This is a genomic window from Spirosoma spitsbergense DSM 19989, assembly GCF_000374085.1.
Taxonomy (GTDB): domain Bacteria; phylum Bacteroidota; class Bacteroidia; order Cytophagales; family Spirosomataceae; genus Spirosoma; species Spirosoma spitsbergense.
In genome coordinates, this window is record NZ_KB893568.1 from 25,874 (window position 1) to 38,184 (window position 12,311).

17 protein-coding genes are annotated in these 12,311 nt (G+C 50.0%); 15 read left to right on the forward strand and 2 right to left on the reverse strand.

Features of this window, described 5'->3' with window-relative positions; all coding sequences use genetic code 11:
* Positions 1-33: 33 nt before the first annotated feature.
* From B157_RS0122790 to B157_RS0122825, 8 genes are all read left to right on the forward strand, one after another.
* On the forward strand, positions 34-942 hold the full coding sequence (locus B157_RS0122790) for a ChaN family lipoprotein (RefSeq protein ID WP_020605624.1): 909 nt from the start codon (positions 34-36) through the stop codon (positions 940-942).
* Between the two features lie 211 nt (positions 943-1,153).
* Complete coding sequence (locus tag B157_RS0122795) at positions 1,154-2,071, forward strand: c-type cytochrome (protein ID WP_020605625.1); 918 nt, start codon at positions 1,154-1,156, stop codon at positions 2,069-2,071.
* A gap of 24 nt (positions 2,072-2,095) precedes the next feature.
* Positions 2,096-2,551 (forward strand): DsrE family protein, encoded by a 456-nt coding sequence (locus tag B157_RS0122800; RefSeq protein WP_020605626.1) that lies wholly within the window; start codon positions 2,096-2,098, stop codon positions 2,549-2,551.
* Positions 2,552-2,663: 112 nt separating this feature from the next.
* Positions 2,664-3,746: an AAA family ATPase gene (locus tag B157_RS0122805; RefSeq protein WP_020605627.1), complete on the forward strand. Its 1,083-nt coding sequence runs from the start codon at positions 2,664-2,666 to the stop codon at positions 3,744-3,746.
* Entirely contained in the window at positions 3,743-4,396 is a 654-nt protein-coding gene (locus B157_RS0122810) for a DUF3226 domain-containing protein (RefSeq protein ID WP_020605628.1), read from the forward strand. The genes B157_RS0122805 and B157_RS0122810 overlap by 4 nt, the downstream gene beginning before the upstream one ends.
* 6 nt (positions 4,397-4,402) lie before the next feature.
* Positions 4,403-5,299, forward strand: a complete 897-nt coding sequence (locus B157_RS0122815; RefSeq protein WP_020605629.1) for a LysR family transcriptional regulator — start codon at positions 4,403-4,405, stop codon at positions 5,297-5,299.
* A 60-nt stretch (positions 5,300-5,359) separates the two neighbouring features.
* A complete protein-coding gene (locus B157_RS0122820; RefSeq protein ID WP_020605630.1) occupies positions 5,360-6,904 on the forward strand; it encodes a M20/M25/M40 family metallo-hydrolase in 1,545 nt (514 codons plus the stop codon).
* Positions 6,905-7,035: 131 nt separating this feature from the next.
* The gene (locus B157_RS0122825; RefSeq protein WP_020605631.1) at positions 7,036-7,269 is read left to right on the forward strand and encodes a hypothetical protein; all 234 of its coding nucleotides are present in this window, start codon (positions 7,036-7,038) and stop codon (positions 7,267-7,269) included.
* Between the two features lie 72 nt (positions 7,270-7,341).
* Here the strand turns inward: B157_RS0122825 and B157_RS0122830 are convergent, their stop codons facing one another.
* A complete protein-coding gene (locus B157_RS0122830; protein WP_020605632.1) occupies positions 7,342-7,755 on the reverse strand; it encodes a YbjQ family protein in 414 nt (137 codons plus the stop codon).
* On the reverse strand, positions 7,752-8,333 hold the full coding sequence (purN, locus tag B157_RS0122835) for a phosphoribosylglycinamide formyltransferase (protein WP_026308906.1): 582 nt from the start codon (positions 8,331-8,333) through the stop codon (positions 7,752-7,754). Before purN ends, B157_RS0122830 begins: the two co-directional genes overlap by 4 nt.
* 154 nt (positions 8,334-8,487) lie before the next feature.
* On the opposite strand from purN, the gene B157_RS0122840 reads away from it, so the two are divergent.
* The 7 genes from B157_RS0122840 to B157_RS0122870 all read left to right on the forward strand — a co-directional run bounded on the left by B157_RS0122840 (position 8,488) and on the right by B157_RS0122870 (position 12,273).
* Positions 8,488-9,114, forward strand: a complete 627-nt coding sequence (locus B157_RS0122840; protein ID WP_020605634.1) for an ABC transporter ATP-binding protein — start codon at positions 8,488-8,490, stop codon at positions 9,112-9,114.
* Positions 9,115-9,155: 41 nt separating this feature from the next.
* Positions 9,156-9,878: a peptidylprolyl isomerase gene (locus tag B157_RS0122845; protein ID WP_020605635.1), complete on the forward strand. Its 723-nt coding sequence runs from the start codon at positions 9,156-9,158 to the stop codon at positions 9,876-9,878.
* Positions 9,879-9,971: 93 nt separating this feature from the next.
* A complete protein-coding gene (locus B157_RS0122850) occupies positions 9,972-10,877 on the forward strand; it encodes an SDR family oxidoreductase (protein ID WP_020605636.1) in 906 nt (301 codons plus the stop codon).
* A gap of 5 nt (positions 10,878-10,882) precedes the next feature.
* Complete coding sequence (locus B157_RS0122855) at positions 10,883-11,272, forward strand: tautomerase family protein (protein WP_020605637.1); 390 nt, start codon at positions 10,883-10,885, stop codon at positions 11,270-11,272.
* Between the two features lie 3 nt (positions 11,273-11,275).
* Positions 11,276-11,536, forward strand: coding sequence for a DUF167 domain-containing protein (locus tag B157_RS0122860; protein WP_020605638.1), 261 nt, complete (start codon positions 11,276-11,278; stop codon positions 11,534-11,536).
* 95 nt (positions 11,537-11,631) lie between these two features.
* Positions 11,632-11,868 (forward strand): hypothetical protein, encoded by a 237-nt coding sequence (locus B157_RS0122865; protein WP_020605639.1) that lies wholly within the window; start codon positions 11,632-11,634, stop codon positions 11,866-11,868.
* A 6-nt stretch (positions 11,869-11,874) separates the two neighbouring features.
* Positions 11,875-12,273: a type II toxin-antitoxin system VapC family toxin gene (locus B157_RS0122870; protein ID WP_020605640.1), complete on the forward strand. Its 399-nt coding sequence runs from the start codon at positions 11,875-11,877 to the stop codon at positions 12,271-12,273.
* Positions 12,274-12,311 lie beyond the last annotated feature (38 nt).

Sequence of the window (12,311 nt, forward strand, 5' to 3'; positions counted from 1 at the left end):
GACGTTAACTTACTAAAACGTATTTTCTCTGCTATGCGCCTTACGCTGCTTCTGCTTAGTTTTCTGTTTGTTGCCTTTCGCTCCGACAAACCGGCCTACCAACTCTACACGCCAACCCTTAAAGCGACCACCTATGCGAAGCTGCTCCAGCAGGCAGCCGATGCCGATGTCGTTTTGTTCGGAGAGCTGCATAATAACCCCATTTGCCACTGGCTCGAACTCCAGCTGACCAAAGACTTACAGGGTCGAAAAAAAGGCAATCTCATACTGGGTGCCGAAATGTTTGAGACCGATAACCAGACGGCCCTGAGCAATTATGTACAGGGGCAGACCACCGCAAAGGAACTGGCTGTACAGGCCCGGCTCTGGGATAATTACGATACCGATTACAAACCCATTACGGACTTTGCCCGCGAACAGCACATTCCGTTCATTGCCACCAACGTGCCCCGCCGGTACGCCCGACTGGTTTCCCGGCAGGGATTATCGGCTCTCGATACGGTTTCAGCAGAGGCTAAGGGGCAGATGGCTCCCCTTCCACTTACTGTTGACCTGACCTTACCGGGCTACAAAGCCATGATGGCGATGATGAGCGAACCGGGTCACGGAGCCACTGGTAGTCCGGCGCACAGCCCCTCAGCTACAACAACCGAACTACCGGCGGCCAATTTTGCCCGGGCTCAAGCTATTAAAGACGCGACGATGGCTTACTTTATTCTGCAAAATGTAAAACCGGGCCAAACCTTTCTGCATCTGAACGGCGATTATCACTCCAAAAACTTTGAGGGTATTGTCTGGTATCTGCGGCAGCAGCGGCCAACTCTAAAAATCCTGACCCTCTCCTCCGTCGAAATGCCCGACACCGACAAGCCCGACCGGGAAAACCGGAATCTGGCTGATTTTGTACTGGCCATTCCCGCAGACATGACAAAAACGTATTAAACGAAAAACCGGCAGATTGCCACCCGCGGACTTCTTTATTTCCATTTTTTGCGCCTACTTTGTCTGCTACAGTTACCACACCAGACAATAGCAACGAGTAATCATTTTTTGACTGATCAGAGTCATTTGTTTTAACCGTTGGATTAGTTGCCTAAATGATCTACAAGGCAAATTTCGGAGGAATGAGTTGTTCCTGTTATACGTATAAACAATGAAGCATTTAACCATTCTTAGCGGCATAATCTGCCTGATTACACTGGCCGGGCTGGTACCACCAACCTACTGGAAACCACCTGCCGATAGCCGGATTCCGGCGGGTACGTTGGGCAAACAAATCCGGTATGGTCGCGACCTGGTTGCCCACACGGCCAAATACCTCGGTCCAAACGGGTCGGTGAAGCACTTATCCAATGGCATGAACTGCCAGAACTGCCACCTCGAAGCGGGTACCAAAATTCTTGGCAATAATTACTCCGCCGTGTTTTCGACCTATCCCCGTTTTCGCGAACGGTCGGGTGCCACCGAAACAGTTATCAAACGCATATCCGACTGTTTTGAACGCAGTCTGGGCGGCAAGGCACCCGACAGTGCGAGCCGGGAAATGCAGGCGATGGTTGCCTATATGCGGTGGCTTGGAACAGACGTAGCCAAAGGGCAAAAGCCCGAGGGGGTAGGTCTGGTGAAAGTGGCCTACCTGGACCGGGTCGCTGATTCCACTAAAGGCAGACAGCTGTACGTAGCGAAGTGCCAGGTTTGCCACGGCGTAAAGGGGGAAGGAATGAAAGTGGCCGGTGCATCGGAATACATTTATCCACCCATGTGGGGGCCACACAGTTATAACGACGGAGCGGGTCTGTACCGCCTATCCAGCTTTGCCGGATATGTTAAAAACAACATGCCTTTCGGGGCCTCATACGCCAGTCCACAACTAACCGACGAGGAATCCTGGGATGTAGCGGCCTTCATCAACTCCATGCCCCGTCCCCACAAAGACCAAAGCAAGGACTGGCCCAACGTGGCCAGTAAACCGATTGATTTCCCCACCGGACCATACGCCGATAGCTTCCCGGAACGGCAGCATAAGTTTGGTCCGTTTCAACCCATTGCTGATGCCCGGAAGAAACAGTAACTTCACCTGAAAAATAAACCAAACATGAAAAGACTAACCTACTTATTCGCGCTGGCCTTACTGAGTATCGCTCCGGCAATGGCGCAAACCAGTGAGACCGGCACCTTCCACGGTGCCGAAGCCACTAAGTCGCGCTACCGGGCTGTTTACCAGCTAAATACTGCCGACACGTCCGTAATCAGTCACGCCCTGGCTAATATTCAGAACGCCCTGAACGACCCACGCCTGAAGGAGAAACTGGATATGGAACTGGTCGTGTACGGTGGAGCAAACATACTGTATCGCAAAGACAAGCCCCAGTACGAAAAACAACTCCAAGATTTGCAAAAGCAGGGCGTTATTCTGGCCATGTGCGAAAACACCATGCGGATGCGGAAAATCAAACGGGAGGAGTTATTTCCCTTCGTCAGTTACGTACCCACCGCCAACGGCGAACTCATTATCCGGCAGGAAGACGGTTGGGCCGTCATTCGCCCGTAAGGAATTGACTCGATTTACAAATAGATGCCCGTTGCCGAAGATACCGGTACCGGGCATTTTGGTTAATGCCCATTTAAACTCGTATTTTGGCCTACGCTAAATAACAACCGTTATGTTACACTCGCTCGAAATCCGCAACTACCGTAACCTCCGCCACCTGACCATCGAAAAACTGGGCCGGGTAAATTTGCTGGTGGGGAAGAACAATACAGGGAAGACATCGGTGCTGGAAGCGGTTTATCTGTGGGCTAACAATGGCAGATTCGATGTGATCTATGAGATTCTCGAATCGAGGGACGGATTTTTTGAATCCATGTCAGATGATCGCTATATACGTGGTCAGGCAGTTTTATCGTCCCTATTCACGGATAGGCTAAGCGACAAAAAAGAGGGGCAAATTGAAATCAATTCGCAATTAGAGTCAGATTCAGTAGAATTAAGAATTAGGCTTGGCCAGGTGAAAATAAAAAACCCTGGATTGGAGAAACTACCTGAAAATTCTCAGCCTGAAGTACTAAGATTATCGGTATCAACCTCAACTGATCCAATTGATCGTATAATTCTGGCAGAACAATTCCTCAGGTTGAAGGAACCTGATTTTCCGAATTATGGCTTCTCGAAAGATTCCGCAAATAAATTTGTAAAAACGAGTAGTGAGAATAGCATTTCTAATGGATCATTATTCGATGATATCGTCACTACAGATTGGGAAGTAGAGGTAGTGGATGCGTTGAAAATTGTTGATGCCCGAATCTCTAAACTCGCGTTTCGAACAGACAAGGTGACTGGCAAGCGGTATCCAGTGGTTCGATTAGACGAGAGTAATAATCCATTGCCCCTTCGTTCGATGGGTGATGGTATCAACCGAATCCTCACAATCATTCTAGCAATGGTCAACTGTGAGAACGGCTACCTACTCATTGATGAGTTTGAAAATGGACTACACTATTCGGTGCAGGAAAAAATCTGGGAGATTATTTTCTACCTTGCCGAAAAGTTAAACATTCAGGTGTTTGCTACGACACATAGCCTCGATTGCGTTGAAGCGTTCTCCGCTGTACTGAATAATGGAAGACAAGATTCAAGTGCGGGCGCTATGATACGACTTGAGAATTACGAAGGCAATATCGAAGCAACGGTTTACGATGCCGACGAAATTCAATCCACCACTCGCGTTCATGTCGATCCCCGATGAGTGAAAATATTAGTAGAAAGAAGTTTTCATTCAAATTACTGGTTGAGGGTAAAGATGATTTGTATGTAGCGGCTACGATTCGCAATGCTCATCAACTACCCGATAATTTCGAGATTGTCGATTGCGAAGGAGTCGACAAAATGCCTGACCAAATTGTCGCCCGGATTAAGCTTCAGCGTCCAAAGATTAACGCAATCGGTATTGTACTGGATGCAGATAAAGATTTAAAAGCTCGTTGGGATAGTATCCGCGATACGCTCCGTAAAGAGAATTATGAGGTTCCAGAATCACCGGAAAAAGATGGTACCATTATCGCCGGAATTGACCGTAATCCAACTATAGGAATCTGGCTCATGCCCGATAACCTACAATTGGGAATGCTTGAAGATTTTGTCCAGTACCTTATTCCAGAAAATGACTTGCTTCGGCCGTACGTTAGTGAAGTACTCGGAAAAATCGAAGGACTAAATATTGATAGCCTGTATAATCCTCAGTCCCATCGGGCAAAGGCATTTATTCATACCTGGTTAGCCTGGCAAAAAGACCCCGGTACACCAATGGGTTTAGCTTTAACCAAAACCTACCTCGACCATAACGCCGAACTCTGTCTACGCTTCGTCGGCTGGCTAAACCGACTTTTTAATCCGTAATAGCCCATGCTCGATTTTCGTCTGAACGTTTTTTATACCGTTGCCAAGCGGCTTAGCTTTACCAAAGCGGCTGCGGAACTGTACGTGACGCAACCCGCCGTGACCAAGCATATTCAGGAATTGGAGCACCAGTTTGGCACGGCTCTCTTCGACAGACGCGGCAACCAGATTAGCCTGACGGCAGCCGGAAACGTGTTCCTACGCCATGCCGAAACCATTATGGCTACCTACCGCCAACTGGAGTTCGACATGAATGCGCTGAAAGGTGAGCCGGGGGGTACGCTTCGGGTGGGGGCCAGCACCACCGTAGCGCAATACGTGATTCCGCCCGTGCTGGCCCGCTTTCACGAACAGTCGGCCGACGTATCCATCTCGCTGCTGAGCGGTAATACCGAACGGATTGAACAGTGGTTACTCAACGACGAAATTGATCTGGGCCTGGTGGAAGGGCGGACGCATCACAGCGACATTCGGTATACCCCTTTCGTAAAAGATGAACTCGTTCTCATCTGCCGCGCTGACCACCCCCTGGCTAACCGCGATGAGATTACGCTGGATGAGTTACGGACCGTGCCCATCGTGCTGCGCGAGCGGGGTTCCGGGTCGCTGGAAGTAGTAGAACACGCACTGCGGGGCGTTGGCCTGCGACTCACCGACCTGACCATCGAGATGCAGTTGGGTAGTACCGAAAGCATGAAGTCGTACCTCGGCAGTTCGCGGTGCATGGCCTTCGTATCGGTTTTTGCCGTGCAGCACGAGTTGCAGGCGGGTTCGCTAAAAATTCTGGATGTGCAGGGGCTTGCTATCCAGCGCGACTTTTATTCAATTCAGATGCAGGGCGTTAGCGAAGGGCTTGCCGATACCTTCATGCGGTTTGCCCGGCAGCACTACCGGAAAGGTTAAATCAGGAATGAGGGCTAACCACCGGGTTTTCGTACTTTTGACGGTAGAAACCCAATCATCATGCAAACAAAACGTACTCTGTCGCTTATCGCGGTATTGATCCTGCTTACGTTGTCCCTTCAGGCCCAATCCCGGCTTCCCCGACCGGCCGCTGCACCAGCAAGAGGAACGGCAGCACCGTCCAGACTGCCTGAATTCAGCCTGCCTCCCTCCGAAGTAGAAGCGCACACGCGGTTTCTGGCCTCCGACGAGTTGCAGGGGCGTCGCACGGGTGAACCAGGCAATGCGGTGGCGGCACGCTACATTGCCGAGCAATTTCGGTTGCTGGGCCTAAAACCGGCCAGCGAAGGTGATTTTTTGCAGCCCATCAATCTGGAAAAAGTGAAAGCCGCCAGTTCGGCCATGATGCTACTGGGAGCCGACACCCTGCGCCTGGGTAAAGAGGTGGTGGTAATGGCGGGTGGCCCGGCCGATTTATCGGGTGAGGTGCTGTATGTTGGCTACGGACTGACAGATGGCGAAGATGGATACAAAGGCCGGGATGTGAAAGGACGGATTCTGGTTGCTCAGGGCGGCTCACCGGAGGCAAAAGGGCCCGGCGAAATCTTTCGGGCCTCGAATGAAAAACGTAAACTGGCGGCTGAAAAAGGAGCCGCTGCCCTGATTGAACTCTACAGCGAATCCATCCCCTGGGGCTTTGTTAATCAGTACTTTAACCGCGAACAGATAGCGATACCCGTTACGACCGAAGGAGCTAATTCCGTAGCCCACGTATGGGTGAACAACGCCAATAACAAATACAAACAACTGAAAGAAGCCGGGCAAACCGTTACCCTGCATTCGTCGGGACGGATGCGTACGCCCACGCCTTCGGCCAATGTGGCGGGNATCATCGAAGGCACCGACCCGAAACTGAAAGATGAATACGTGATTTTGTCGGCCCACTTCGACCATATCGGCGTGGGTAAACAGGCCAATACACCCTATCAACCGACGGATAGTATTTTCAACGGAGCACGGGATAACGCCATGGGCACGGTAGCCATTCTGGAAGCGGCCAAAGCGTTATCGCTGCAAAAGCCCAAACGGTCTATTTTAGTGCTGGCCCTGACCGGTGAAGAAGTAGGACTACTGGGAAGCCGGTACTATGCAGAACATCCATTGGTGCCGCTGAAGCAAACCATTTTCGACCTGAATATCGACGGAGCGGGGTACAACGATACCACGATTGTTTCGGTGATTGGTTTGGAGCGGACGGGGGCCAAAACAGAAATCGAAACCGCTGCCCGCGCCTTTGGCCTGGGCGTATTTGCCGAACCCGCCCCCGAACAGGGCCTGTTCGACCGTTCTGACAATGTCAGTTTTGCGGCTAAAGGCGTTCCGGCTCCCACGTTTTCGCCGGGTTTCAAAACGTTTGATGCAGCGATTGGGAAGTACTACCATCAGGCTATCGACAACCCCGAATCATTGGATTACCCTTATTTCACCCGCTTTTGTCAGGCCTACGCCTACGCAGCCCGCCTGATTGCCAATCGGGCCACGCGCCCGCAGTGGTCGGCCGACGATAAGTATGCCCCAGCCGCAAAGGCATTGTACGGTCAGTAGTAGAGGTTTGTAAAAACGTGCTTTTAACAGGGACGCTTACGCATCCGGGCAACCCGGATAAAAGCCGTCTGACAAAATGGAAAACTAAACGACCTGACTCATCGTTTATCTATTAATAACGATACCTGAACATGCTACTCAAATATCTGTTTATCATCACGCTGATTATCCTGTTTGTACCACCCGTACGCCGGTTTGTCTTTTATTTGCTGGTTGGCCGAAAATTGGTAAAACAACAGGAAGAACAGGGAAATAAGCGCAATAAAACCCGTGAGGGTGAGATTCGCGTGGACAAACGCCCGGAAAACATGGGCAATTCTTCCCACAAAGGCGGTGAATACGTCGATTACGAAGAGGTTAAATAAGAACTTACCCTGTTCGTTTCCAGACAGCCGGAACCCATAATAGCAGGTGCATAGTACTTATCGATGAAGGAGCTAGTGCTGATCAGTCGATTCTACGGTTGTTTCCTCTTCCCGGCTGTATTTTACAGCAACGCCCTTCATCACATATCCGTTGTCCGTTGTAGAGGTGTAATAGGTGTAACGAACGAACACCAGCGCGTCGGCACCCATCCGCTTGGCCTGTAGTGTAAGCCGGGCCAGTAATAACTCTTTCTGCTGCATGTCGTTACCCCGGCTAAGCATCCGTTTATTGCCGGACTGCCGCTCGTTAAGCGGTAATTCCCCTTTTACTTCCAGGTCTTGTAACGTCGCAAAGGGACGGTCGGGGCGCTGGTTGTCGTAAAACACATCGACGGGGTAATTGGGCTTATTCTGCAAATAAATAATGGGCTTGAAACAGCCCGTTACAGCCAGCACAATCAGTAACAGCACATAAAGTTTTTTCATGGTTTTGGCGTCGCTTCAGCTAAAATCTCCGCTATCACGCGTGGATAATGGGTATGTTCAAGTGCCTGTACCTTCAGCGCTACATCGTCGGGCGTATCCGTTGGTAAAACGGGACAATGAGCCTGAAAAATAATTAGTCCTTCATCGTAGTGTTCATTTACGTAGTGAATCGTAATGCCCGACTCGGTTTCCTGAGCCGCCACAACCGCTTCGTGGACAAAGTGACCATACATGCCTTTCCCCCCAAACTTAGGCAACAAAGCCGGGTGGATATTAACGATTTGATTCGGAAAAGCCCGTACCAGTTCAGCCGGCATCAGCCACATGAAACCAGCCAGTACAAGTAAATCAATTTTCTGATTAATAAGAAGCTGCGTGATTCGATTCGTGTCGTAAAAGGTAGCCCGGTCGAACAACAAGACCGGAATGTGCAGCCGTCTGGCCCGCTCAATGACACCCGCCTTGGGATTGTTGGAAAGAATCAGGGAAATATCCACCGATGCGTTATCCGCAAGATAAGTGGCAATTTTTTCGGCATTCGAGCCGGAACCGGAGGCAAAAAGTGCAATACGTTTCAAAGGAAAATGGATAATGTACCGCGCGGGCGGTCCCGAATGAACAATGTACAATGGGCAGGCGTCCCGTAAAATTATTCATTCTACATTGTTCATTCTACATTATCCATTGCAAATGTAACTTTTGCCTATTTTTGTGGCTAATCGTTTCTAACAGATGCTGGAAACCAGGCACCTTACCTTTGACTATACCCCTGCTAAACAGTTTACATTTCCGGATGTACACTGTGCCAATCGGGAAGCGCTGCTTATTCTGGGGCAGTCGGGCCGGGGAAAAACAACATTCCTGCATTTACTGGCTTTACTGCTCAAACCCAAAAGCGGCTCGGTTATTATTGATCAGACAGACCTGACGCAGCTTAGCGTTGCCGATACGGCTGCCTTTCGGGCCAGGCATCTGGGAATTGTATACCAGAAACCTCACTTTGTGAGCGCGTTATCGGTAATGGACAATCTGCTGCTGGCCAACTATCTGGCCAACAAACCGCAGGATAAGGATCGCGCCCGTGCACTGGCTATGCAGTTGGGTTTTAGTGAGCAACTGGCCAGGAAAACGCACCAGCTTAGCCAAGGCGAACAGCAGCGGGTCAGCATTGCCCGCTCCGTGATGAATCAGCCGGATGTTATCCTGGCCGATGAGCCAACCTCCAGCCTCGACGACGAGAATACAGCGCGCGTTATAACGCTCCTGCGCGACCAGTCGGAGCAAATTGGAGCCAGTCTTATTGTGGTTACCCACGACCAGCGATTAAAAGATGCCTTTCAAAACCGAGTGAATCTGTAGCTTCTCAACGGGAAAAACAATCCATTCAATAAAAACACCCAATGCGTAAAACTTTATTGCTTTTCCTGCTTCTTCCAATAATTGTAGCGGCACAAAACCGCAATAGCGGACCACGCAAGAAAAAGGATTACCTCGTTTCGTTGAATACGGGATTCGGAACCATGCACCTGGTGCTATACGACCAGACACCTAAGCACAAGGAAAACTTCATAAAACTCGTTGACCAGAAATTTTACGATAGCCTGCTGTTTCATCGAATCATTCCCCTGTTTATGATTCAGGGAGGTGATCCGAAATCCCGAAAAAACGAAGACGGTGAACTACTCGGCAACGGGGATGTCGGATACAGGATTCCGGCGGAGTTCGTTCCAACCCTCTTTCACAAAAAAGGGGCACTGGCTGCAGCCCGCGATAATAATCCGGAAAAGGCATCGAGCGGTTGCCAGTTTTATATTGTAGAAGGACGGGTTTGGGATGAAGTGGGCTTCCAGAAGCAGGTCGAACGGATAAAAACATTGAAGGGGCACATTCCTACCGAAGAGCAAAAGCGGGTCTATGAAACCATTGGCGGATCACCGCATCTGGATGGCAATTACACCGTTTTTGGCGAGGTAATTGATGGGCTGGCTATCGTTGACAGCGTAGCGAAACAACCCCGGAATGAATTGGACAGACCCAAACGCGATGTGCCCATGACCATGACGGGCGAGTGGATAAAGAAAAGGAAAATCACGAAAAAGTACGGGTATGAGTTTAGTAAGTAGGAGCGAGAAGTGAGGAGCGGGGAGTTGCTGACACGAAATAACAGACACATCGGCAACTCCTCGCTCCTCGCTCCTGGCTCCTCATTCCTATTTATGAAAAAACGAATTCTTATCACAGGTGCCAACGGACTGTTGGGCCAGAAACTGGTTCATTTACTGACCCAGCAACCCACTATTGAGTTGATTGCCACCGCACGGGGCGATAATCGTTTACCCTTTTCGGAAGGGTATGTCTATCGGTCTATGGATATTACCGACCGGCAACAGGTGCTGGATGTGATTACTGAAACACGGCCAGACGTAGTTATCCACGGAGCTGCTATGACCGATGTGGATAAGTGCGAAACACAGAAGGATGCCTGCTGGGCGCAGAATGTGCATGCTGTCGAATACATCGTTGAAGCCTGTAGTACTATCGATGCGTTTCTGGTCCATGTATCAACCGATTTCATATTCGACGGGGCCGCCGGTCCATACGACGAAACCGCCGAAGCCAACCCAATTAGTTTTTACGGCTGGAGCAAGCAGGCGGGCGAATCGGTTGTTCGTCATTCGGCCATTCGGTGGGCCATTGCCCGCACGGTGCTGGTGTACGGGATTGCGCACGACATGAGCCGTAGCAACATTATTTTATGGGTAAAAAAATCACTGGAAGACGGTAAAAACATTAAGGTCGTGACCGATCAGTGGCGCAGTCCGACGCTGGCCGAAGACCTGGCGATGGGCTGCTACCTTATTGCCGACCAGGAAGCCGAAGGTATATTCAATATTTCGGGAAAGGAAGTACTAACGCCCTACGAAATGGCCATCCGGACTGCTGACTATTTTAGTCTCGATAAATCATTGATTGCCCAGGCCGATGCCTCTACGTTTACGCAGGTAGCCCGTCGGCCTCCACGCACGGGTTTCGTTCTGGACAAGGCCCGCACGGTGTTAGGCTATGACCCGCACTCGTTTGAAGAGGGCATTGCGGTACTGGCGAGCCAGTTAAACGGGTAGATAACATGAGTCAGGTGAAAATTTACGGCGTTCGCGAGCTGCTGCTGCCCATCCGCAATCAGCTATCCGACGTGATTCATGCCTGCGTGGTGGAAGCGCTCCAATTTCCGGTGGATAAACGGGCGCACCGCTTTTTTTACCTCGACAACGACGATTTTTTCCGACCGGCTACGGCATCGGAGCGGTACATTATGCTGGAATTTATGATGATAGAAGGCCGCACGGTGGAAACGAAGAAGAAACTGATTCATCTGCTGTACCAGGGTATCGGCGAACAACTGGGCTTAGCCGTTACGGATGTAGAAATCTGTATTCTGGAAAGCCCCGCCCATAATTGGGGTTTTCGGGGTATGACCGGCGATGAGATAAAGCTGAGTTACAGGGTAAACGTCTGACGCATGACCCTACACCTGAAAGTGAAGCCGGGGAGCAAAGTGGATCAACTGTTTTTCGATGGCGCCGGATTGCTGAACGCCAGAATAAAGGCACCAGCGCGGGACGGAAAAGCGAATGCCTACCTGATTGAATTCCTGGCTAACCGGTTGGGAACGGCCAAGTCGAATGTAACGATTGTGGCGGGTTTCACCAATCCACACAAACGACTTGATCTTGATGTGGATCGGGAAGTTTATGACCGATTTTTGAAAAAAATAAGCTAGTTAGCCAGTTCCCGGGAACGTAGCAATCTGCTAAGCGAGACGTGGGTCGGCTATCAGGCTTAAATTCCTTATCTTTACTTTATAATCGATGAACTATGCTTACCGCAGTAAAGGGCACTTACGATCATGGGCAGATTACACTACATGAAACGCCACCCGTTCAGAATCGAGCGGAAGTAATTGTCATGTTTTTGGAGGAGGTAGCAGACGCTACCGGGCAACCCCGAAAAGAGAGTGGTTTTGCGGGCATCCGATTTGGCTCACTGGCTGGAAGAGTTACACTTCCGGCAGATTTCAATGAGCCACTAGACGACCTCAGCGAGTACATGTAGATCCGAATGAATATATTGATTGATACCCAGATCCTGGTATGGATTCAGGAGGATAACCCCGCGTTTTCGGAACGTGCCCGCGCCATGCTGACTAATTCGCTCAATCAGATTTACGTGTCTCAGATAAGTTTGATTGAAATAGCAATCAAGCAAAAGATTGGGAAGATTCCTGACTTTAAAGTATCGCTTAAAGAGTTGATTTCCCAAACGGAACAGGATGGATTCCGCATTATTCGACTTGATAACCAGCACATTGCCTTTTATGATCGGATACCGCTCTACGCCGATCACCGTGATCCTTTTGACAGATTAATTTTGGCCACATCACTAGCCGAACAAATGCCCCTTATCTCTGCCGATGAGAAATTTAGTCGTTATCATCCTATCGTAGACGTAATATGGTAGGTTAGCTATTTTAAACCCGACATTCTTGCATTGATGCT

What these genes read in the sequence shown, in the direction of transcription:
- B157_RS0122790 (WP_020605624.1), top strand. Translation starts at nt 34, where the DNA reads ATGCGCCTTACGCTGCTTCTGCTTAGTTTTCTGTTTGTTGCCTTTCGC.
- B157_RS0122795 (WP_020605625.1), top strand. Translation starts at nt 1,154, where the DNA reads ATGAAGCATTTAACCATTCTTAGCGGCATAATCTGCCTGATTACACTG.
- B157_RS0122800 (WP_020605626.1), top strand. Translation starts at nt 2,096, where the DNA reads ATGAAAAGACTAACCTACTTATTCGCGCTGGCCTTACTGAGTATCGCT.
- B157_RS0122805 (WP_020605627.1), top strand. Translation starts at nt 2,664, where the DNA reads ATGTTACACTCGCTCGAAATCCGCAACTACCGTAACCTCCGCCACCTG.
- B157_RS0122810 (WP_020605628.1), top strand. Translation starts at nt 3,743, where the DNA reads ATGAGTGAAAATATTAGTAGAAAGAAGTTTTCATTCAAATTACTGGTT.
- B157_RS0122815 (WP_020605629.1), top strand. Translation starts at nt 4,403, where the DNA reads ATGCTCGATTTTCGTCTGAACGTTTTTTATACCGTTGCCAAGCGGCTT.
- B157_RS0122825 (WP_020605631.1), top strand. Translation starts at nt 7,036, where the DNA reads ATGCTACTCAAATATCTGTTTATCATCACGCTGATTATCCTGTTTGTA.
- B157_RS0122830 (WP_020605632.1), bottom strand. Translation starts at nt 7,755, where the DNA reads ATGAAAAAACTTTATGTGCTGTTACTGATTGTGCTGGCTGTAACGGGC.
- B157_RS0122840 (WP_020605634.1), top strand. Translation starts at nt 8,488, where the DNA reads ATGCTGGAAACCAGGCACCTTACCTTTGACTATACCCCTGCTAAACAG.
- B157_RS0122845 (WP_020605635.1), top strand. Translation starts at nt 9,156, where the DNA reads ATGCGTAAAACTTTATTGCTTTTCCTGCTTCTTCCAATAATTGTAGCG.
- B157_RS0122850 (WP_020605636.1), top strand. Translation starts at nt 9,972, where the DNA reads ATGAAAAAACGAATTCTTATCACAGGTGCCAACGGACTGTTGGGCCAG.
- B157_RS0122855 (WP_020605637.1), top strand. Translation starts at nt 10,883, where the DNA reads ATGAGTCAGGTGAAAATTTACGGCGTTCGCGAGCTGCTGCTGCCCATC.
- B157_RS0122860 (WP_020605638.1), top strand. Translation starts at nt 11,276, where the DNA reads ATGACCCTACACCTGAAAGTGAAGCCGGGGAGCAAAGTGGATCAACTG.
- B157_RS0122865 (WP_020605639.1), top strand. Translation starts at nt 11,632, where the DNA reads ATGCTTACCGCAGTAAAGGGCACTTACGATCATGGGCAGATTACACTA.
- B157_RS0122870 (WP_020605640.1), top strand. Translation starts at nt 11,875, where the DNA reads ATGAATATATTGATTGATACCCAGATCCTGGTATGGATTCAGGAGGAT.